The organism is Actinomadura meyerae (assembly GCF_900188445.1).
Taxonomy (GTDB): domain Bacteria; phylum Actinomycetota; class Actinomycetes; order Streptosporangiales; family Streptosporangiaceae; genus Spirillospora; species Spirillospora meyerae.
On sequence record NZ_FZOR01000006.1, the window covers coordinates 240,915 to 259,495 of the forward strand.

General features: G+C 72.9%; 18 protein-coding genes. 8 read left to right on the top strand and 10 right to left on the bottom strand.

The genetic code is table 11. The features are described from left to right. Positions 1-78: 78 nt before the first annotated feature. Genes CHF16_RS09510 through CHF16_RS09520 form a run of 3 tightly spaced genes read right to left on the bottom strand, consistent with a single transcriptional unit; the run spans position 79 to position 4,426 of the window. On the bottom strand, positions 79-2,064 hold the full coding sequence (locus CHF16_RS09510; RefSeq protein WP_089325552.1) for a thioredoxin domain-containing protein: 1,986 nt from the start codon (positions 2,062-2,064) through the stop codon (positions 79-81). Between the two features lie 42 nt (positions 2,065-2,106). Beyond that, positions 2,107-3,465, bottom strand: a complete 1,359-nt coding sequence (locus CHF16_RS09515; protein WP_089325553.1) for a dihydrolipoyl dehydrogenase family protein — start codon at positions 3,463-3,465, stop codon at positions 2,107-2,109. 7 nt (positions 3,466-3,472) lie between these two features. Continuing rightward, complete coding sequence (locus CHF16_RS09520; protein WP_089325554.1) at positions 3,473-4,426, bottom strand: ribonuclease Z; 954 nt, start codon at positions 4,424-4,426, stop codon at positions 3,473-3,475. A gap of 80 nt (positions 4,427-4,506) precedes the next feature. On the opposite strand from CHF16_RS09520, the gene CHF16_RS09525 reads away from it, so the two are divergent. Further along, a complete protein-coding gene (locus CHF16_RS09525) occupies positions 4,507-4,983 on the top strand; it encodes a pyridoxamine 5'-phosphate oxidase family protein (protein ID WP_089325555.1) in 477 nt (158 codons plus the stop codon). Between the two features lie 26 nt (positions 4,984-5,009). Here the strand turns inward: CHF16_RS09525 and CHF16_RS09530 are convergent, their stop codons facing one another. The 3 genes from CHF16_RS09530 to mca all read right to left on the bottom strand — a co-directional run bounded on the left by CHF16_RS09530 (position 5,010) and on the right by mca (position 6,839). After that, positions 5,010-5,675 carry a helix-turn-helix domain-containing protein gene (locus CHF16_RS09530; protein WP_089325556.1) on the bottom strand — a complete coding sequence of 222 codons (666 nt, stop codon included), beginning with the start codon at positions 5,673-5,675 and terminating at the stop codon, positions 5,010-5,012. A gap of 67 nt (positions 5,676-5,742) precedes the next feature. Then, on the bottom strand, positions 5,743-5,958 hold the full coding sequence (locus CHF16_RS09535; RefSeq protein ID WP_245868309.1) for a hypothetical protein: 216 nt from the start codon (positions 5,956-5,958) through the stop codon (positions 5,743-5,745). Positions 5,959-5,975: 17 nt separating this feature from the next. After that, complete coding sequence (gene mca / locus CHF16_RS09540; protein ID WP_089325610.1) at positions 5,976-6,839, bottom strand: mycothiol conjugate amidase Mca; 864 nt, start codon at positions 6,837-6,839, stop codon at positions 5,976-5,978. Positions 6,840-7,017: 178 nt separating this feature from the next. Here mca and CHF16_RS09545 point away from each other — a divergent pair, with 178 nt between their 5' ends. Continuing rightward, complete coding sequence (locus CHF16_RS09545; protein ID WP_089325558.1) at positions 7,018-7,401, top strand: DUF4307 domain-containing protein; 384 nt, start codon at positions 7,018-7,020, stop codon at positions 7,399-7,401. 202 nt (positions 7,402-7,603) lie between these two features. Continuing rightward, complete coding sequence (greA, locus tag CHF16_RS09550; RefSeq protein ID WP_089325559.1) at positions 7,604-8,104, top strand: transcription elongation factor GreA; 501 nt, start codon at positions 7,604-7,606, stop codon at positions 8,102-8,104. An 82-nt stretch (positions 8,105-8,186) separates the two neighbouring features. Here the strand turns inward: greA and CHF16_RS09555 are convergent, their stop codons facing one another. After that, positions 8,187-8,663 (bottom strand): Lrp/AsnC family transcriptional regulator, encoded by a 477-nt coding sequence (locus CHF16_RS09555; RefSeq protein WP_089325560.1) that lies wholly within the window; start codon positions 8,661-8,663, stop codon positions 8,187-8,189. Between the two features lie 134 nt (positions 8,664-8,797). Between CHF16_RS09555 and hppD the strand changes: the two genes are divergently transcribed. From hppD to CHF16_RS09580, 5 genes are all read left to right on the top strand, one after another. Beyond that, positions 8,798-9,889, top strand: coding sequence for a 4-hydroxyphenylpyruvate dioxygenase (gene hppD / locus CHF16_RS09560; protein ID WP_179271454.1), 1,092 nt, complete (start codon positions 8,798-8,800; stop codon positions 9,887-9,889). A 94-nt stretch (positions 9,890-9,983) separates the two neighbouring features. After that, entirely contained in the window at positions 9,984-10,850 is an 867-nt protein-coding gene (locus tag CHF16_RS09565; protein ID WP_089325562.1) for an RDD family protein, read from the top strand. Positions 10,851-10,927: 77 nt separating this feature from the next. Then, on the top strand, positions 10,928-11,791 hold the full coding sequence (locus CHF16_RS09570) for an RDD family protein (protein WP_089325563.1): 864 nt from the start codon (positions 10,928-10,930) through the stop codon (positions 11,789-11,791). Between the two features lie 61 nt (positions 11,792-11,852). Next, positions 11,853-13,484, top strand: a complete 1,632-nt coding sequence (locus CHF16_RS09575; RefSeq protein WP_245868310.1) for a M1 family metallopeptidase — start codon at positions 11,853-11,855, stop codon at positions 13,482-13,484. A 134-nt stretch (positions 13,485-13,618) separates the two neighbouring features. Next, entirely contained in the window at positions 13,619-15,043 is a 1,425-nt protein-coding gene (locus tag CHF16_RS09580; RefSeq protein ID WP_089325564.1) for a M1 family metallopeptidase, read from the top strand. A 21-nt stretch (positions 15,044-15,064) separates the two neighbouring features. Here CHF16_RS09580 and ilvA read toward each other — a convergent pair whose 3' ends face one another. The 3 genes from ilvA to CHF16_RS09595 are packed head-to-tail and all read right to left on the bottom strand — an operon-like array spanning position 15,065 to position 18,500. Continuing rightward, positions 15,065-16,288, bottom strand: coding sequence for a threonine ammonia-lyase (ilvA, locus tag CHF16_RS09585; RefSeq protein ID WP_089325565.1), 1,224 nt, complete (start codon positions 16,286-16,288; stop codon positions 15,065-15,067). A gap of 26 nt (positions 16,289-16,314) precedes the next feature. Then, positions 16,315-17,301: an ROK family protein gene (locus tag CHF16_RS09590; protein WP_245868311.1), complete on the bottom strand. Its 987-nt coding sequence runs from the start codon at positions 17,299-17,301 to the stop codon at positions 16,315-16,317. Next, positions 17,298-18,500 carry an FIST signal transduction protein gene (locus tag CHF16_RS09595; RefSeq protein WP_089325566.1) on the bottom strand — a complete coding sequence of 401 codons (1,203 nt, stop codon included), beginning with the start codon at positions 18,498-18,500 and terminating at the stop codon, positions 17,298-17,300. Before CHF16_RS09595 ends, CHF16_RS09590 begins: the two co-directional genes overlap by 4 nt. Between the last annotated feature and the right edge of the window lie 81 nt (positions 18,501-18,581).

Below are 18,581 nucleotides of genomic sequence, written 5' to 3' on the forward strand. Positions count from 1 at the left end.
GGTCAGTTCCGTCCCGGCTACTCAGTGGTAACACCAAGTGGGCACGAGATCAAGGTCACAGTGCCACAAAGTGGACCATCAGTCCAATTGCCCCCGGAGTTCGCGGGCCAGGTCGGCGCGCGTGGTCACCGGCAGCCGGCACACGAAGCCGCGGCACACGTACGCCGACGGCACGCCGTCCACCAGGCCGCGGCCCTCCAGGAGCGGGACGCCCTCGGCGTCCGGCGGGCCCACGCTGACCACCGCTCCGGGCGCGACCGACATCAGGGCCGTGCGGTGCAGCTCCCCGGTGCGCTCGTCGGCCGGGTCGCCGATGACCGCGATCTCCACCGGGCCCGTCGCGTGGGCCTCGGCGACGGCCAGGCCCCAGCCGGCGAACCGGGCGTGCTCGGCGGCGAGGGCCGTGGCGGGGGCCAGCGCGGCCTCGGCGGCCTGCCGGTGCCAGTCCGACCCGGTCAGCGCGGCGAACGACAGCAGGGCCCCCGCCGCCGCGAACTGGCCGGACGGCGTCGCGTTGTCGGTGGGGTCCTGCGGGCGGCGGAACAGCCGCTCCGCGTCGTCGGCCGTGTCGTAGAAGCCGCCGGAGCCGTCCGCGAACCGTTCGAGGACGGTGTTCAGCAGCTCGCCCGCCAGGCGCACGTGGTGCGGGTCGCCGGTGACGCCGTGCAGGGCGATGAGGCCCTCCGCCACGTCGGCGTAGTCCTCCAGGACGCCGGCGTTGGCGCCCGCCACGCCGTCCTTGGACGTCCGTGTCAGGCGTCCGTCACGCTCGTGGACGTCCAGCAGGAGCCGCGCCACCTCTTCGGCGGCCCGGACGAGGTCCGGACGGTCGAACAGCGCACCGCATTCGGCCAGAGCGGCGATCGCGAGGCCGTTCCATGCGGCCACGACCTTGTCGTCCCGTGCGGGAGGGATCCTGTGCGCGCGCGCCGCCAGCAGGGTCGTCCGGATGCGCTCGTAGCGGTCGGCGTCATCCGGGTCGTGCAGGAGTTGGAGCACCGACGTGCCGTGCTCGAACGTGCCCGTGACGTTGAAGAGGCGTTCGGCGAACGCGCCGTCCTCCGCGCCGAGGACCTCCTGTAGCTGCTTCGGTGTCCAGACGTAGTACTTGCCTTCGACTCCTTCGCTGTCGGCGTCGAGGGCGGAGGCGAGACCGCCTTCCGGGGTCCGCAGGTCGCGGAGCATCCAGTCGCACGTCTCCAGCGCGATCCGGCGCGCGAACGGCGTCCCGGTGAGGCGCCACCAGTGCGCGTACACGCGCGCCAGGAGCGCGTTGTCGTAGAGCATCTTCTCGAAGTGCGGGACGACCCACTGCGCGTCCACCGAGTACCGCGCGAACCCGCCGCCGAGCTGGTCGTACATCCCGCCGCGGGCCATCGCCTCCAGGGTGTGCGACGCCATGCGGAGGGCCCGGTCGTCGCCCGTGCGGGCGTGGTGGCGCAGCAGGAACTCCAGGGCCATCGACGGCGGGAACTTGGGCGCGCCGCCGAACCCGCCGCGCTCGGTGTCGTAGGAGTTCTCCAGCGCCCTCACCGCCTGGACGAGCACCTCCTCGCCGGGCGCCTCGTCCCCGGCCAGGCCCGACCCCCGCGAGGTGAGCGCCGCGACGACCTGCTGCCCCTGCCCGGCCACCTCGTCCCGCTGCTCCGTCCACGCCTTGTGGACGGCCTGCAGCAGGGCCCGGAACTGCGCGCGCGGGAAGTACGTCCCGCAGTAGAACGGATGCCCCTCCGGGGTCATGAACACCGTCATCGGCCAACCGCCCTGGCCCGTCATGGCCTGGGTCGCCTCCATGTAGACGGCGTCGATGTCCGGACGTTCCTCCCGGTCCACCTTGATGTTCACGAACAGCTCGTTCATGACGCGGGCGACCTCGTCGTCCTCGAAGGACTGATGAGCCATGACGTGGCACCAGTGGCACGCGGCGTACCCGACGGACAGCAGGACGGGGACGTCGCGGCGCCGCGCCTCGGCGAACGCCTCGTCGGTCCACTCCCACCAGTCCACCGGGTTGCCGGCGTGCTGGAGCAGGTACGGGCTGGTCGCGTCCTTGAGCCGGTTCATGCCCCCGATCCTGCCCGATCCCGCCTGCGCCTCACCCCTCGCCTACGCGGCCAGGTCGGCGAGGGCGGACTCGATGGCGCGGTGGAAGGTGGGATAGGCGTAGATCATGTCGCGGAGGACGGCCGTGGGCGCCTCGGTGTGCACGGCGACGGCGAGGAAGCCGAGGATCTCGCCGCCCGCCGGGCCCGCCGCGGTGGCCCCGACCAGGGTGCCCCACTCCGGGTTCTCGACCAGCTTGATGAAGCCGTCGTTGCCGGCCTTGTGGATCCATCCGCGGGTCGAGTCGGGGAGCCGCACCATGCCCGTGCGGACGGGGAGGTTCTGCTCGCGGGCCTGCGCCTCGGTGAGGCCGACCGCGCCGATCTCCGGGTCGGTGAAGGTGACGCGGGGCACGGCGCGGTAGGCGGCGGGCGAGCCCTCCTCGCCGAGGATGTCGCGGGCGGCGATCGCCCCCTGGTACATGGAGACGTGCGTGAACGCGCCCATGCCGGTGATGTCGCCGATCGCCCACACGCCGTCGGCGGCGCGCATGTGGCCGTCCACGGAGATCTGGCGGGCGTTCTCGTCCAGGCCGACGTGCTCCAGGCCGAGCCCCCTCAGGTTGGGGCGGCGGCCGGTCGCGCAGAGGAGGCGCTCGACGGTGACGGCCTCGTCGCCCAGGTGCACCGTGAACTCAGTGCCGCTGTGGGTGACGGCGCTGACGTTCACGCCGGTGCGCACGCCGATGCCCTCGCGTTCGAAGACGTCCCGCAGGAGCGCGCTCGACTCCGGCTCCTCGTTGAGCAGCAGGCGGTCGGCCGCCTCCACCACCGTGACGCGGGTACCGAACCGGGAGAAGACCTGCGCCATCTCCGCGCCGATGACACCGCCGCCGAGGACCAGCAGTGACGCGGGGGCCTCGGTGGCCTGGACGGCCTCCCGGTTCGTCCAGAACGGCGTGTCCAGGAGCCCCTTGATGGGCGGTGCCGCCGGGGTCGTGCCGGTGTTGAGCACGATGCCGCGGCGCGCGCGCAGCACCTGGTCGTTCACCGTGACCTCGCGCGGCGCCGTGATGCGGCCCTCGCCGCGCAGCAGCCGCACGCCCTTGCCGGTGAGGCGGTCGGCGGCGGCCTTGTCGTCCCACGAGTCGGTCGCCTCGTCGCGGATGCGCGCGGCGACCGGCCCCCAGGCGGGGCGGACGTCATCCTCCCCCGCCATGCCGGGGACGCGGCGGGCCTCTTCGAGCAGCCCGGCGGCGCGCACCATCATCTTGGTCGGGACGCAGGCGTAGTACGGGCATTCGCCCCCGACCAGCCGGGACTCCACGGCGGCGACGGACAGGCCCGCCTCCGCCAGCCGCCCGGCCGCGTCCTCTCCCCCGGGGCCCAGCCCGATCACCACGACATCGACTTCGTCAGCCATGCCGTGGTTACTGCCCCCCATCCCGGCCGGTTAGGCGGCGCGGCGGCAGCGGAATCCGGTCGAGGTCGTGAACCAGCGTGATCTCGCCGCCGAAGCGGGCGGACGCCTCATCGGTGAAGCGGTGCTCGTCCTCGGCGCGGTACCGCTCGGAGAAGTGGGTGAGAACGAGGTGCCGCACGCCCGCCTCCGCCGCCACCGCGCCCGCCTGCGCCGACGTCAGGTGCCCGTACTCGGCCGCCAGCGCGGCGTCCTCGTGCAGGAACGTCGACTCGATCACGAGCATGTCCACGCCGTCGGCGAGCTCCCGGACGCCGTCGCAGAGCCGGGTGTCCATGACGAACGCGACCTTCTGCCCGGGACGCGGCACGCTGCACTCGTCGAGGGTGACCGTGCGGCCGTCCGGGGCGGTGACGCGGCCGTCCTCCTGGAGCCGCCGGATCAGCGGCCCCCGGACGCCCCGCGCGGCCAGCTCGGCGGGGAGCATGGTGCGGCCGTCCGGCTCCTCCAGCCGGTAGCCGTACGCCTCGACCGGGTGCGACAGCCGCCGCGCCGCGAGCGTGAACGGTGCCCCGCCGGTGTCGAGGCGCGTCCGCTCGCCGGAGACGGGCCGCTCGCGGATGACATCCGTGTCGCGGAAGACGGCGGCATGCCGCAGGCGCTCCCAGTAGGGTGCGCCGCTCGCCGGGAACGCCGCGTCCACCGGGTGCTCGACGCCGTCGCGGGCGATGCGCTGGACGACCCCGGGCACGCCGAGGCAGTGGTCGCCGTGGAAGTGCGTCACGCAGATCCAGGTCACGTCGTTAGCGGCGACGCCCGCGCGCGCCATCTGCCGCTGCGTCCCCTCGCCGGGGTCGAACAGCACACCGTGGCCGTCCCAGCGCAGCAGGTAGCCGTTGTGGTTGCGGTTCTTGGTGGGCACCGCGCTGGCGGACCCGAGGACGATCAGCTCGCGCACCGACATCCCCCCATGGTGCCGGGTGCCGGAGGCGGGCAAGCGCTTGGTTATTCTGTGCGCGATACACGCGACCCAGGGAGGGCCCGTTGGCCGGGAGCAAGCGCGACAAGATCAAGATGACGCCGGAGGAGGTGGCCTCCTACCTCGCCGACAACTACAAGGTGCAGGTCGCCACCGTGGGCAAGGACGGCGAGCCGCACCTCGTCACGATGTTCTACACGCTGCTCGACGGCAAGATCGCCTTCACCACCTACAAGGCGTCGCAGAAGGTCCTGAACCTGCGCCGCAACCCCACCATGACGTGCCTGGTCGAGGACGGCGTGGAGTACAACGAGCTGCGCGGCGTCGCGCTCTACGGCCGCGGGCTCGTCATCGAGGACCCGGGGCCGCGCAGCAAGGTCGGCATGGTCGTCGGCTCCCGGATGGCGGGACTGCCCGTCCCGGAGATCGGCGAGCCCGTCGACCCGGTGATCGCCGAGGGCATCGAGCAGGCGCTGGCCAAGCGGGTCCTGATCGTCATGGAGCCCGACCGCGTCGTCAGCTGGGACCACCGCAAGGCGTAGCCGCCCGGCGGCTCCCGGCCGGGCCCTCAGGACCCGCCGTCCTCCAGGGCCAGCGCGGCGGCGCGGCCGAGCGCCGCGCCCTCGGCCGCCTGGTCGCCGCGCTCGCGGGCGGCGTCGGCGATGTGCACGTACATGTAGGCCTGGTCGCCGACCTCGCCCCGCCGCCGCAGGATGTCCAGCGCCTGGCCGTAGAAGTTGATCGCCGCGACGGGACGGTGCGCGCGCAGGTAGGCGTCGCCGAGCCCGGTCAGCACGCGCGCGCGAGCCTCCTCGTCCTCGGCCTCGGTGAGGCGCTCCCCCAGCACCTCGGCCACCTCCGACCAGCGCTCGCGGTCGAGCAGGGCCGCCCCGAGGTCGCCGGGTTCCGCACCGAGGTCGCCGTGGGCGAGGCAGTGGTCGAGGAGGCGGCGCAGCGCGGCGTTGCGGGAGTCCTCGGTCTCCTCGTGCTCGGCCCGCTCGCGGGCGAAGCCGAGGACCGGCCCGGGAAGCCGGAACCGGTCGCCGGACGCGACGACGAGCCCGTGCGCCGCCAGCGTCTCCAGCAGCCCGCGCGCCTGGCTCTCCGGGATGCCGGCGAGGGCGGCGGCCGCCGCCGGCCCGATGTCGTCGCCGGGCGGCAGGCTCAGCAGCCTGAGCAGCCGGGCCGCCGCCGGAGCGAGCTCGCGGTAGGCGTCCTCACAGTTCGCGCGCACGACACGGGTCCTCCCCGGACCGGACCGGATCGAACCGGGGAGGCGGCGTGCCGCTCGGGCGTCCCCCTCAGGCGTCGTCGTCGGCGCCGGACTTGGCCGCCGCGCTCCGCGCGGCCTCCGCCCGCTCCCACGCCTCCTGCTTGAGGTCCGCCTCGCTCGGGGCCTGGATCTTCGCCATCTGCTTGCGCATCGAGCGGATCAGGAAGACCGTCGCGGCCAGCAGGGCGAGGAACACCGCGAACCCGAGGAAGCCGGGGCTGACCGTGTCATCGTTCAGCGGCATGGCGTAGAGGGGAGGCATTAGAGATGCACCTTCTCCCGGATGCCGGCGAACAGGTCGTCCTCCGGCACCTCGGTGTCGACGAGGGACCTGGCCAAATGGTAGTCCTCAGTGGGCCATGCCTCGCGCTGGACGTCCATCGGCACGACGAACCAGAACCCGTTGGGGTCGATCTGCGTGGCGTGGGCGAGCAGGGCGCGGTCCCGGGTCTCGAAGTAGTCTGCGCACTCGACGCGGGTGGTGACCTCCCACGTGGCGCGGCTGTCGTCGCCGTCCTCGAAGCGCTTCAGCCAGTCGGCGTAGGGCGACTCGAGACCGGCCTTCTCCATCGCCGTGTGCAGGGCGAGGATGCGGTCCTTGCTGAAGGTCATGTGGTAGTAGAGCTTGAGCGGCTGCCAGGGCTCGCCCGCCTCGGGGTAGCGCTCCGGGTCGCCGGCCGCCTCGAACGCCTCCACCGACACCTCGTGGCACTTCACGTGGTCGGGGTGGGGGTAGCCGCCCTTCTCGTCGTAGGTGAGCATCACGTGGGGGCGGAAGTCGCGGACGGCGCGCACCAGCGGCTCGGCGGCGGTCTCCAGCGGCTCCAGCGCGAAGCAGCCTTCGGGAAGCGGGGGCAGCGGGTCGCCCTCGGGGAAGCCGGAGTCGACGAAGCCGAGCCAGCGCTGCCGGACGCCCAGGATCTCGCGGGCCGCCGCCATCTCGGCCTCGCGGACCTTGCCGATGTCGGCCTTGATCTCCGGCCGGTCCATCGCCGGGTTCAGGATGTCGCCGCGCTCGCCGCCGGTGCAGGTGACGACCAGCACCTCGACGCCGTCGGCGACGTACTTCGCCATCGTGGCCGCGCCCTTGCTGGACTCGTCGTCGGGATGGGCGTGCACCGCCATGAGGCGCAGCGGCCCGTCGCCGCGGCGGGGCCGGTCCAGCGTCGTACCGTCGATGACCTCGGACACGTTGGGGATCTCCCTCTCCGAACTCTTGGCGGCCCCCCGGTTCGAGGCATGCGCCAGCACAGACGAGAATTGTCCCTGACAACGTCCGCACACCGCACGGAGATTCCCCGCCATGACGACGAGCGTGTCGAAACCCGCGGCCCCGGCGGAGCCCCGTCGCGGGCGGGCCGGAATGGTGGTCGCCGGGATCCTGGCGACGCTGATGGCGGTGGGCATGGGGATTCTCGCCCTGCACGCCGGGCAGACTCCGGGGATCGTCCCGCAGACCGTCTCCTACGACATCACCGACACCTCGGTGACGATCAACTACACGGTGGCCAAGCGGAAGGGCGAGGCGGTCCACTGCACGGTCGACGCCTACGACTCCGACTTCGTGATCCTGGCGGAGACGAAGGTCTCCGCGCCGGCCGGGAAGTCCGGCGTCAAGGGGACGGAGACGCTGGCGACGCCGCGGCGGGCCACCGGGGCCCGGATCCACGACTGCGTCAAGGAATGACCCCGCCGGGACGGGCCGCCGGACCAGGGACGCGCCGGGCCCATGGTGAACCGCGATTGGCGGATTGCGGACGCCGAGTTCAGGGAACCTTTACCCGCACACACCGGATAGGCTAGAGGTTTCACCCGGCCGCACTTCATGTCGATGTGACACCCACCCGCGTGGGCGGGTGAGGATCGCAACATGTGGATGAGGAGTACCCGTGACCGAGACCCGCGCTGACAACGTCACCTGGCTCACCCAGGAGGCGTACGACCGGCTCAAGAGCGAGCTGGACCACCTGTCGGGCCCGGGCCGCATCGAGATCGCTCAGAAGATCGAGGCGGCGCGGGAGGAGGGCGACCTGCGCGAGAACGGCGGCTACCACGCGGCCAAGGAGGAACAGGGCAAGATCGAGGGCCGCATCCTCCAGCTCCAGAGCATCCTGGAGAACGCGCGCGTGGGCGAGGCCCCGCGCACGGAGGGCGTCGTGGGCCCCGGCATGACCGTCACGGTCTCCTTCGAGGGGGACGACGAGGAGGTCACCTTCCTGCTCGCCTCCCGCGAGGAGGTCGGCGCCCCCATCGACGTCTACTCGCCCAAGTCGCCCCTCGGGGCCGCCATCGACGGCAAGAAGGTCGGCGAGAAGGCCACCTACACCCTGCCGAACGGGCGCTCCATGAGCGTCGAGATCCTCGACGCGACGCCGTACGGGGGCGTGTGACCCCCGGAGCCTGATGCCGAGGTGAGAGCCGCCGGACGGAGCGACCCGTCCGGCGGTTTTTTCGTTGCCGCAGGCGCGCTAGCTAGCCGCGCCGCTCGGACGCCGCCTTCACCAGGGGCAGCGTCCGGTAGGGGATCTGGGTGGCCAGGGAGATCACCGAGGAGGCGCGCTCGACGCCGGCGACGTCCACGATCACGTCGATGACGCGCTGCAGGTCGGTGTTGCTGCGGGCGACGATGCGGCACAGCATGTCGCCGGGACCGGTGATGGTGTGCGCCTCGATCACCTCGGGGACCTGCGCGAGCCGGGCCGCCACGGGGTCGTGCCCGCCGGCCTGGCGCAACTGCAGGGTGACGAACGCGGTGACGCCGTAGCCGAGCGCCGCCGGGTCGATCTCCGGGCCGAAGCCGGCCACGACTCCGTCCCTGGCCAGCCGGTCCAGCCGCGCCTGGACGGTGCCGCGCGCGACGCCGAGCCGCCGGGACGCCTCCAGCACGCCGACACGCGGCTCGGCGGTGAACATCTCGATCAGGCGGGCGTCCAGCTCGTCGATCGCCACCGTGCCTCCCGTCGTCCGTGACCGTGGTCACCCTGCACAGAAATACCGGTCGAATCCGGAGGTCACTGTACAGTTTGTCCAGTGATCCGCGCCACTCTTGCGCACCTTGTAGACGTATGTCGAGATTGGGTGGCATGGATGAGTTTCCGGTCAAGGGTATGGACGCCGTCGTCTTCGCCGTCGGCAACGCCAAACAGGCCGCCCACTACTACTCGACCGCGTTCGGGATGCGCAGGGTCGCCTACCGGGGCCCGGAGAACGGCAGCCCCGACGAGGCGGTGCACGTGCTGGAGTCCGGTGGCGCCCGGTTCGTGTTCCGCGGCCCGGTGAAGGCGGGCACGGAGATCGGCCGGCACATCGCCGCGCACGGCGACGGGATCGTCGACCTCGCGATCGAGGTCCCCGACGTCGAGCACGCGTACCGGCACGCGCTCGCCAAGGGCGCCACCGGGCTGGAGGAGCCGCACGTCCTCGAGGACGACCACGGCAAGGTGACGATCGCGGCGATCGCCACCTACGGCGAGACCCGGCACTCGCTGGTCGACCGCTCCAACTACACCGGCCCCTACCTGCCCGGCTTCGCCGCCTCGGACCCGATCGTCGCGCCGCCGGAGAAGCGCTTCTTCCAGGCCATCGACCACTGCGTCGGCAACGTCGAGCGCATGGACGAGTGGGCCGACTACTACCACCGCGTCATGGGCTTCACCGACATGGCGGAGTTCGTCGGCGACGACATCGCGACCGAGTACTCGGCGCTGATGTCCAAGGTCGTCGCGGACGGCACCCGCAAGGTGAAGTTCCCGCTGAACGAGCCGGCGGAGAGCAGGCGCAAGTCGCAGATCGACGAGTACCTGGAGTTCTACGGCGGGCCGGGTGTGCAGCACATCGCGCTCGCCACCAACGACATCCTCGCCTCGGTCGACCGGATGCGCGCCGCGGGCGTGGAGTTCCTGGACAGCCCGGACTCCTACTACGAGGACCCCGCGCTGCGCGAGCGGATCGGCGAGGTGCGGGTGCCGATCGAGGAACTGCAGAAGCGCCGCATCCTGGTGGACCGCGACGAGGACGGCTATCTCCTGCAGATCTTCACCAAGCCCGTCCAGGACCGTCCGACCGTCTTCTTCGAGCTGATCGAGCGGCACGGCTCGCTGGGCTTCGGCAAGGGCAACTTCAAGGCGCTGTTCGAGGCGATCGAGCGGGAGCAGGAGCGCCGCGGCAACCTGTGACGCCCGCTCCGGACCCGGGGGTCCGGGCCTCTTCGGTGGCCCGGACCCCGCGCGGTGTCCCTGACGTGACCAGGGGCGTGCACACTGTGGGGGCATGAGCGAACCACCACAGAACCCCCAGCCCTCGGACGAGGAGAACCCCTCTCAGGGCGCCCAGGAGGCGCAGTCGGCGGATACTCCCCCCTCGCCCGAGCGCCCGCCGCCCTACCAGGGCACGTACGGCGCCCAGCCCGGCGCGGCCCCGCCTCCTCCGGCGGGCGGCTTCGCACCGCCCGACCCGGCGGCGCCCGGCCCCGGGCAGCCCCAGCCCGGCTACGGCCAGCCCCACCCCGGCTACGGGCCGGGCGGACCCGGCGGGCCGCTCCCGCAGGCGCCGCCCCTGCCCGGCTACGGCGCCCCCGGCGGCCCCCAGGACCAGCTCGCCGGACGCCTCGCGCGGCTCGGCGCGGGCATCCTGGACAACATCCTGCTCGGCATCCTCGCCATGCCCGCCGCCCTGGCCGCCATCCGCTGGGACAAGATGCGGGAGTCCGTCGACTCCGGCGAGCCGATCTCGGACCCGATGGACCTCTACAACATCCCGGTGCTGCTGGGCGGGTACGCGATCGTCTTCGTGGCGGGCTTCGCCTACTACACCGTCCTGCACCGCAAGTGGGGGCAGACGCTCGGCAAGAAGGCGTTCGGCATCAGGGTGGTGAAGGCGGACGACCGGTCAGCGATCACCTGGGGCCAGGCCTTCGCGCGGCAGGGCTTCGTCTACGCCGTCGCCATCGTCACGCTGGTGCTCAACTTCCTGTCCCCGGCCGCGGGGATCCTCGGCCTCTTCGGGCTGCTCGACAACGCCTGGATCCTGTGGGACGAGCGGCGGCAGAGCCTGCACGACAAGGTCGGCGGGACGGTCGTCATGAAGGCGACACCGTGGACGCCGAACCCGTACGAGCGGCCTCCCGGCAAGATTTGATCATCTGCGGGTGAACATTTCGGGCGCTCCCGGACGCGACGATGTTTGGACGGCGGTCGCGCGGCCACGCTGTCGGCATGACGCAACCGCCGAGAGACCCCGCGTCCGGGGGAGGGCCGGAGGACGACCGGCCGCAGGGACACGAGGAGCCCGGACGGCCGGGACCGTACGAAGGGGGTCCCTACGGCGGCCTCCCGCGGTACGGGGACCATCCTCAGGAAGGGCGGCCACCGTACGGGGAGCAGCAGGGCCCCGGCGAGGAGCAGCAGGGTTGGGGGCAGCAGGGCCAGGGGCAACCCGGCTACGGCCAGCAACCCGGCTACGGCCAGCAGCAGCCCTACGGTGAGCAGCAGTACGGGCAGCAGCCCTATGGCCAGCCGTCCTACGGGCAGCAGCAGCCCTACGGGGGCCAGGCCGGGTACGGGAGCGTGCCCGGTTACGGCGGGGGCGGCTACGGGGCACCGACGGCCGAGCTGGCGAGCCGGTGGGCGCGCCTCGGCGCGGGCATCCTCGACCTCATCATCGTGGGGATCGTGGCGGGCCTCATCTCCATCCCGTTCATCGACTGGGACCGCGTCGTCGACCCGGAGCCCGGCACGTCCTTCTACAACGGCGCCCAGGTCGGGACGAACGCCGTCAGCGTCGTGATCGCGTTCCTCTACTTCTGGCTGATGCACGCCAAGTGGGGGCAGACGCTCGGCAAGATGCTGCTGCGGATCCGCGTCGTCCGCGACGACGACGGCATGGCCATCACCAACGGCCAGGCGCTCGGACGCTCGGCCTTCTACAGCGTGCTGGGCGGCGTCTGCGGCTGCATCGGGCTCATCGACATCCTGTGGATCCTGTTCGACCGGCGCAAGCAGGCGCTCCACTGCAAGGTGGCGCACACCGTCGTCGTCAAGGCCGAGCCGCACGCGCCCAACCCGTACGACTTCCGCTGACCGGGGCCGGAAGCGGGCGTCCGAGTTGCCCGGCGGGCTTCGCTACGGGCAGGCTGTGCGAGTGCATACGGCCGGAAACTCCCCCAGTCCCCGCCCTCACGGGTCGCGGGCCGTCCGCGGTGCCGCGGGACTGGCCGCCCTCGCCGTCGCGGGGTCGCTGACCGCAGCCTGCCAGGGCCCCTTCGGCGGCGACGACGACCCGGGAGGGTCCGGCGGCTCGCCGAAGGGCTCCGTGACCGGGCCGGCGGGCCCGACGACCGCCGGCGACGCCTACGTGCCGGGCGACGGCAACGGCGGGTACGACGTCAAGCACTACGGGCTGAAGCTCACCATCGTCCCGGACGGGCCGAAGCAGCTCACCGGCACCGCGACGATCACCGCGACGGCGACCGAGCGCCTCGCCCGCTTCAACCTCGACCTCACCGGCCTGGACGTCGCGTCCATCAAGGTCGACGGGGCGGCCGCGCGGCACCAGCGCGGCGGCGAGGAGCTGGAGGTCACCCCGGCCAAGCCGCTGGAGAAGGGCGCGGAGTTCACCACGGTCGTCGAGTACTCGGGCACGCCGGAGCCGACGAAGGACCCGGTGCTCGGCACCTACGGCTGGATCCGCACCCGGGACGGGGTGTTCGTGGCGTGCCAGCCGAGCGGCGCGCACACCTGGTTCCCGAGCAACGACCACCCGAGCGACAAGGCCACCTTCGACTTCGAGATCACCGTGCCGCAGGGGCTGACGGCGATCGCGAACGGCGATCCCGAGACGCCGCCCGCGAGCACGGACGGCGGCCCGGGCGGGCCCGGCGCCCCCACGGCGCCCGCCGTACCGCCGACCAGCCCCGGCTCGGGCGGCGGCACCGGCGGCGGTCCGGGCATCGAACCCGTCTCCCGGCACGGCACGGCCAAGAGCGCGACGACCGCGTCCAAGCGCGCGATGACCACGTCGAAGTGGCGCGTCACCAAGCCGATGGCCACCTACCTCGCGACCGTGGACGTCGGCCGGTTCGCGGTGCGGACGGGCAAGACGGCCGGCGGGATCCCCGTCATCACCGCGGTCGACCCGACGCTGACCGGCGTCAGCATCGACCAGTTCCACAAGCTCAACGGCGACATCACCGACGAGTGGTCGAAGCTCTTCGGCCCCTACCCGTTCTCCTCCACCGGCGGCCTGATCGACGACGCCGAGGTCGGCTTCGCGCTGGAGACGCAGACCCGCCCGGTGTACGGGGCGTTCGGGCTGCAGCCGACGATCGTCGCGCATGAGCTGGCGCACCAGTGGTTCGGCGACAGTGTCAGCGTCACCCGCTGGCAGGACATCTGGCTGAACGAGGGCTTCGCGACCTACGCCGAGTGGCTGTGGGACGAGAAGACCGGCGGTCAGACCGTCCAGCAGCACTTCGACGAGGCCTACGGCGGCCTCGGCGGGCAGGAGCTGTGGAACGTCCCGCCGGGCAACCCGGGCCGCAAGCAGATGTTCGGCCGGTCGGTGTACGACCGGGGCGGCATGGCGCTGGTCGCGCTGCGCGGCCGGGTCGGCGAGGACGTCTTCTACAAGATCCTTCAGGCGTGGACGAAGGAGCGGGCGCACTCGGGCGGGACGACGAAGCAGTTCGTCGCGCTGGCGAACCGCGTGTCGGGCAAGAAGCTCGACGGGTTCTTCGACGAGTGGCTGTACAAGAAGGGCCGCCCGGCGAAGTGAGCGGCCGGTCCCGGCCACGGGATCGGCCATGATCAGGCGAATTCGATACCAAATCGCGCTTGTCCCGGCCCACCTCGCGAGAAAGTCTTGATCACGCTAGTGACGGCTTACCGAGGTGAGCGAGGACGAGGTCGATGAGCAGAACTCCACGAGCCCTGGCCGCCGTGTCGCTGGCCGTCGCCGCGAGCCTCGCGGTGACCGCGGCGCCCGCGGGCGCCGCGCCCGCGCGCTTCACGCCGGGCGCGCCCGGCGCCGGCGACCCCTACTTCCCGGACATGGGCAACGGCGGCTACGACGTCGCCCACTACGACATCGGCCTGCGGTACGACCCCGCCACGAAGGGGATCCAGGCCGTCACGAAGATCAAGGCGGCGGCGACGCAGGACCTGTCCCGGTTCGACCTGGACTTCCTCGGCCCGCTGAAGATCTCGTCGCTGACGGTGGACGGGCAGAAGGCGTCCTTCACCCGGACCGGCGCCCAGGAGCTGGTCGTCACGCCGCGCAAGGGGCTGCGCAAGCACCGGCACTTCACCGTGACCGTCGCGTACTCGGGCGTCCCGCAGACGATCGACGACCCGACGCTGGGCACGTCCGGCTGGGTGCCGACGCCCGACGGCGCCGTGATGCTGAACCAGCCGTTCGGCGCCGCCACCGTCTACCCGGTGAACGACCACCCGACCGACAAGGCGACGTACACGTTCACCCTGTCGGCGCCCGAGGGCCTCACGACGCTCGCCAACGGCGACCTGCGCAGCACCAGGACCAAGGGCGGCTGGACGACCACCCGGTGGGACGTCCGCAACCCGATGGCCAGCGAGCTGGCCATGCTCGCGATCGGCAAGTACGACGTGCTCAAGGGCCGGACGGGCGCGCGCGTCCCGAACCTGACGGCCACCGATCGGGCCATGGCGATCAAGCCGGCGGACGCGAAGAAGTTCCACGACCAGACCGCCGAGGTCACCGACTTCGAGTCGGCGCGCTTCGGGCGCTACCCGTTCACCTCGACGGGCGGGATCGTCGTCAAGGCGGGTGTCGGCTACGCGCTGGAGACGCAGGGCCGCCCCGTGTACGACCTGGGGCGCCGTCCCGGCAGCATCCCGAGCGGCAGCCTGCTCGCGCACGAGCTGGGCCACCAGTGGTTCGGCGACGCGGTGTCACCGGCGAAGTGGGCCGACATCTGGCTGAACGAGGGCTTCGCCACCTACGCCGAGTGGCTGTGGGCCGAGCACGCGGAGGGCACGCCCGTCCAGCAGAACTTCGACGGCGTGTACGCGACCCCTGCGGACGACGGCCTGTGGAAGGGCAAGGTCGCCGACCCGGGCCGCGACCACATCTTCGACGGCCTCGTCTACGACCGCGGGGCGATGGCGGTGCACGTGCTGCGCACGACCATCGGCGACGGCGACTTCTTCCGGCTGCTGAAGGCGTGGCCCGCCGCCCACCGGTACGGCAACGCCTCCACGGCGGAGTTCGTCCGCTTCGCCGAGCGACTCTCCCACAAGAACCTGGACGGCTGGGCCAAGGCGTGGCTCTACTCCGAGGGCAAGCCCTCCCTGTGAGCCGCGCTCAAGGGGCCGGGGTCAGCTCAGGGTGAGCGTGTAGCCCTTCTCGCGCAGGCGGCCGATCACGTCTTCGGAGTGGTCGGCCCCTCGCGTCTCCAGGTGCATGAGCACCTCGGCCTCCTCGACGTGCAGCCGGGCGGCGACGCGCTCGTGCATCACGTCCAGGACGTTGACGCCCAGTTCGGCGAGCTCGCTCAGCAGCGTCACGAGGGCGCCGGGACGGTCCTTGAGCCGGCAGCGGACGACGAGGTACCGCCCGGTGCCGGCGAGGCCGTGCCGCAGCACCTTCGACAGCAGCAGCGGGTCGATGTTGCCGCCGGACAGCAGCACCACGACCGGCGGCTCGAACGCGTACATGTGCTCCAGCATCGCGGCGACGCCCGCCGCGCCGGCCGGCTCGACGACCTGCTTGGCGCGTTCGAGGCAGAGCAGCAGCGCCTGCGAGATCGACTCCTCGGTCACCGTGACGACGGCGTCCACGAGGCCGGTGAACAGGTCGTAGGTGAGGTCGCCGGGCCGGCCGACCGCGATCCCGTCCGCCATCGTCGGCTCGACCTCGACCGGGACGGGCCGCCCGGCGGCCAGCGAGGGCGGGAACGCCGCCGCGCGCTTGGCCTGCGCGCCGATGATCTTGACTTCGCGGCCGCCGGCCTCCTTCAGCACGCCCTTGGCCGCCGCGGCGACGCCGGACAGCAGCCCCCCGCCGCCCACCGGCGCCACGATGGTGCGGGCGGCCGGGCACTGCTCCAGGACCTCCAGCCCGATCGTGCCCTGCCCGGCGACGACGTCGGGATGGTCGAAGGGGTGGATGAACACCGCGCCGCACTCCTCGGCGTACTTCTGCGCGGCGACGAGGCAGTCGTCGACCGTCGGGCCGGGGAACTCGACCTCGGCGCCGTAGCCCCGGGTCGCGGCGATCTTGGGCAGCGGGGCGCCGGTCGGCATGAACACGGTGGCCTTGCAGCCGAGCATGGACGCGGCGAGCGCGACGCCCTGCGCGTGGTTGCCGGCGCTCGCCGCCACGACGCCGCCCGCCCGCTCGGCCTCGCTCAGCCGGGCGATCCGCACGTACGCGCCGCGGATCTTGAACGAGCCGGTGCGCTGCAGGTTCTCGCACTTCAGCAGCACGGGCCCGCCGAGCTGCTCCGACAGGACCCGGGAGGGGATGAGGGGGGTGGGGACGGCCACCGCGCGCAGCAGCTCGCGGGCGGCGCGGACGTCGTCGACGCTGACGGAGGTCATTGGTAGATCCTCGCACCCCGCGGAACTCAGTCGGCACTCCAGTAACGATCTTGAGCGTGGACCAGCGCGGCGGCGCCGACGAGCCCCGCGGTCTGGCCGAGGGCCGCCGGGACGATCCGGGCGCGGGCCGCGAACTCCATCCGGGCGTGCGCCGCGAACGCCTCCCGCATCGGGTCGAACAGCAGCGGCCCCGCCTGGGAGAGGCCGCCGCCGATCGCGGCGATCTCCAGGTCGCACAGGTGCGTCGCGGACGCGAGCGCGATCCCGATGGCGCGCCCGGCGCGCCGCATCGCGGCCCCGGCGACCGGGTCGCCGCGGCGCGCGTCGGCGGCCAGCTCCACGCCAGTGGCGGCGCCGTCGCCGGGCCGCCAGCCCTGCTCCCGCGCCCAGGCGACCAGGCCGGGGCCGCGCGCGATCGCCTCCAGGCAGCCGCGGCCGCCGCAGGCGCACGGCGGCCCGTCCGGCTCGACGACGACGTGCCCGATGTGCCCGGCGTTGCCGCTGGCCCCGTCGACCAGGTGGCCGTCCAGGATCAGCCCGCCGCCGACGCCCGTGGACACCACCATCCCGAGGACGTTGCCGTACCCGCGCCCGGCGCCGAGCCAGTGCTCGCCGACCGCCACGCAGATCGCGTCGTTGTGGACGCGGACGGGCAGCCCCGGGTGCCGTTCGCGCAGCCGCTCGCGCAGCGGGAACCCCCGCCACGCCGGGATGTTCAGCGGGGACACCTCGGCGGCGGGCCAGGTCATCGGGCCGCCACAGCCGACGCCGACGCCCGCGAGCGCCGGGTTCCCGGCCCCGGCGACGAGCTTGCCGAGCAGGGCGTCCAGCGCCCGCCACAGCTCCTCGCCGTCCACGCCCGGCGCGTTCGGGGTCGGGGCGCGGTCGTGGGCGGTGACGCGCCCGTCCGGATCGACGAGGGCGGCGGCGAGCTTCGTCCCGCCTATGTCGATCGCGAGGACGGGGTCCATCGCGGGGGCGGGGTCGGCCGCCGGGGCGGGGTCCGTGCTCATCGGACGTCCTCCATGGGGTCCCCCGGCCGGTCGCCCGCCCGGCCGAACGCCAGGATGGACGCGGTGAAGCCGTGCACGTGGTTGCGTCCCGAGACCGGGCCGATCTCGCCGGCGGCGAAGAACCCGCCCACCCCGGCCGGGCCGAACGCGCGGTCGAGGACCTTCGCGTCGTGGTCGGAGTCGGGGAACATCGCCTGCCCGCGCCCGTTGCAGGAGAACAGCAGCGCGCCCTCGACCGGCGACAGGTCGAACCGCTCCAGCAGCGCCGCCAGGTCCTCCTCGGCGGCGCCCGCGTCCCGGACCTGGAACCGGACGGTGCGCCCCACGTCGACCACGTCGCCGATCGCGATGGCGCCGCTGTCGGGGTCGGCGCCCACCACGCCGCGGACGAGGAAGTCGCCGTGCTCGTGCTCGTCGGCGTACTCGTCCATCGCGACGCCGATCAGCAGCCCGCGCCCGGCGAGCTCCTGCTCCTCCTCCGGGAGCCCGAGGACGATCTGCTCCAGCTTCTCCAGCGCGGGCACGCCCGCCAGCTCGTAGAGGACGTTCTCCTCGGCCTTGGTCACCACCATGTCGGGCCCGATCGGGCGGGCGCCCTGGCTGACCACGGTGGCGGCGGCGACGGATCCGCCGATCACCACGCCGACCGCGCCGTCCCGGTAGACGTCGCCGCCGACGAAGAGCCGCGCGTCGCCCTGCCCGCCGTCGCCGGGGCCGCCGCCCTCGGCGAGCCCGCCGACCAGCGGCAGGCCGGGCAGCGCCTCGTCGGAGCGCTCCACGAACGCGTCCACCGGGAAGCTGTAGGGGTCGGCCAGCAGGACGCCGACGACGTCGTCGTCCCGCCCCTCCGGCATGCCGACCACCACGAGGCGGTCGTCGGCCTTGAGGGTCTCCAGCCGGAACGCGTCGAGCCTGGCGCCCGGCAGCACCGCCGCCCAGGCGCTGACCGCGCCGCGCTCCTCCACCCCGCGCCCGGCGCCGATCACTCCGGACGCGCTGCACCCGAGCAGCATCGTGGGCCCCGCCGCCCGCTCCGCGGCCGCGACCGCCGCCTCGATCTCGTCCGGATCGTCCCCGGTGACGAACACGCACACCAGGTCGGGCGCCGCGCTCAGCGGGGCGAGCGCCTGCTCGACCGCCGACACGGCGGCGCTGGACAGATCGGGTCCGAGGGCCAGGCCATCACCGAATCGCGCCATCGGCGCCGCCTCCCTCACCGCATTCACCGGCTCCGTTCACACTCCCAGTCTCCCCCGCGGCGCGCCGTCCACCCAAACACC

Bases quoted from the DNA above. Each gene is read 5' to 3' on its own strand.
- CHF16_RS09595 (WP_089325566.1), bottom strand. From the start codon at position 18,500: ATGGCGCGATTCGGTGATGGCCTGGCCCTCGGACCCGATCTGTCCAGC.
- CHF16_RS09570 (WP_089325563.1), top strand. From the start codon at position 10,928: ATGACGCAACCGCCGAGAGACCCCGCGTCCGGGGGAGGGCCGGAGGAC.
- CHF16_RS09535 (WP_245868309.1), bottom strand. From the start codon at position 5,958: ATGCCGCTGAACGATGACACGGTCAGCCCCGGCTTCCTCGGGTTCGCG.
- mca (WP_089325610.1), bottom strand. From the start codon at position 6,839: ATGGCGGTGCACGCCCATCCCGACGACGAGTCCAGCAAGGGCGCGGCC.
- CHF16_RS09510 (WP_089325552.1), bottom strand. From the start codon at position 2,064: ATGAACCGGCTCAAGGACGCGACCAGCCCGTACCTGCTCCAGCACGCC.
- CHF16_RS09565 (WP_089325562.1), top strand. From the start codon at position 9,984: ATGAGCGAACCACCACAGAACCCCCAGCCCTCGGACGAGGAGAACCCC.
- CHF16_RS09580 (WP_089325564.1), top strand. From the start codon at position 13,619: ATGAGCAGAACTCCACGAGCCCTGGCCGCCGTGTCGCTGGCCGTCGCC.
- CHF16_RS09545 (WP_089325558.1), top strand. From the start codon at position 7,018: ATGACGACGAGCGTGTCGAAACCCGCGGCCCCGGCGGAGCCCCGTCGC.
- CHF16_RS09590 (WP_245868311.1), bottom strand. From the start codon at position 17,301: ATGAGCACGGACCCCGCCCCGGCGGCCGACCCCGCCCCCGCGATGGAC.
- CHF16_RS09520 (WP_089325554.1), bottom strand. From the start codon at position 4,426: ATGTCGGTGCGCGAGCTGATCGTCCTCGGGTCCGCCAGCGCGGTGCCC.
- hppD (WP_179271454.1), top strand. From the start codon at position 8,798: ATGGATGAGTTTCCGGTCAAGGGTATGGACGCCGTCGTCTTCGCCGTC.
- CHF16_RS09515 (WP_089325553.1), bottom strand. From the start codon at position 3,465: ATGGCTGACGAAGTCGATGTCGTGGTGATCGGGCTGGGCCCCGGGGGA.
- ilvA (WP_089325565.1), bottom strand. From the start codon at position 16,288: ATGACCTCCGTCAGCGTCGACGACGTCCGCGCCGCCCGCGAGCTGCTG.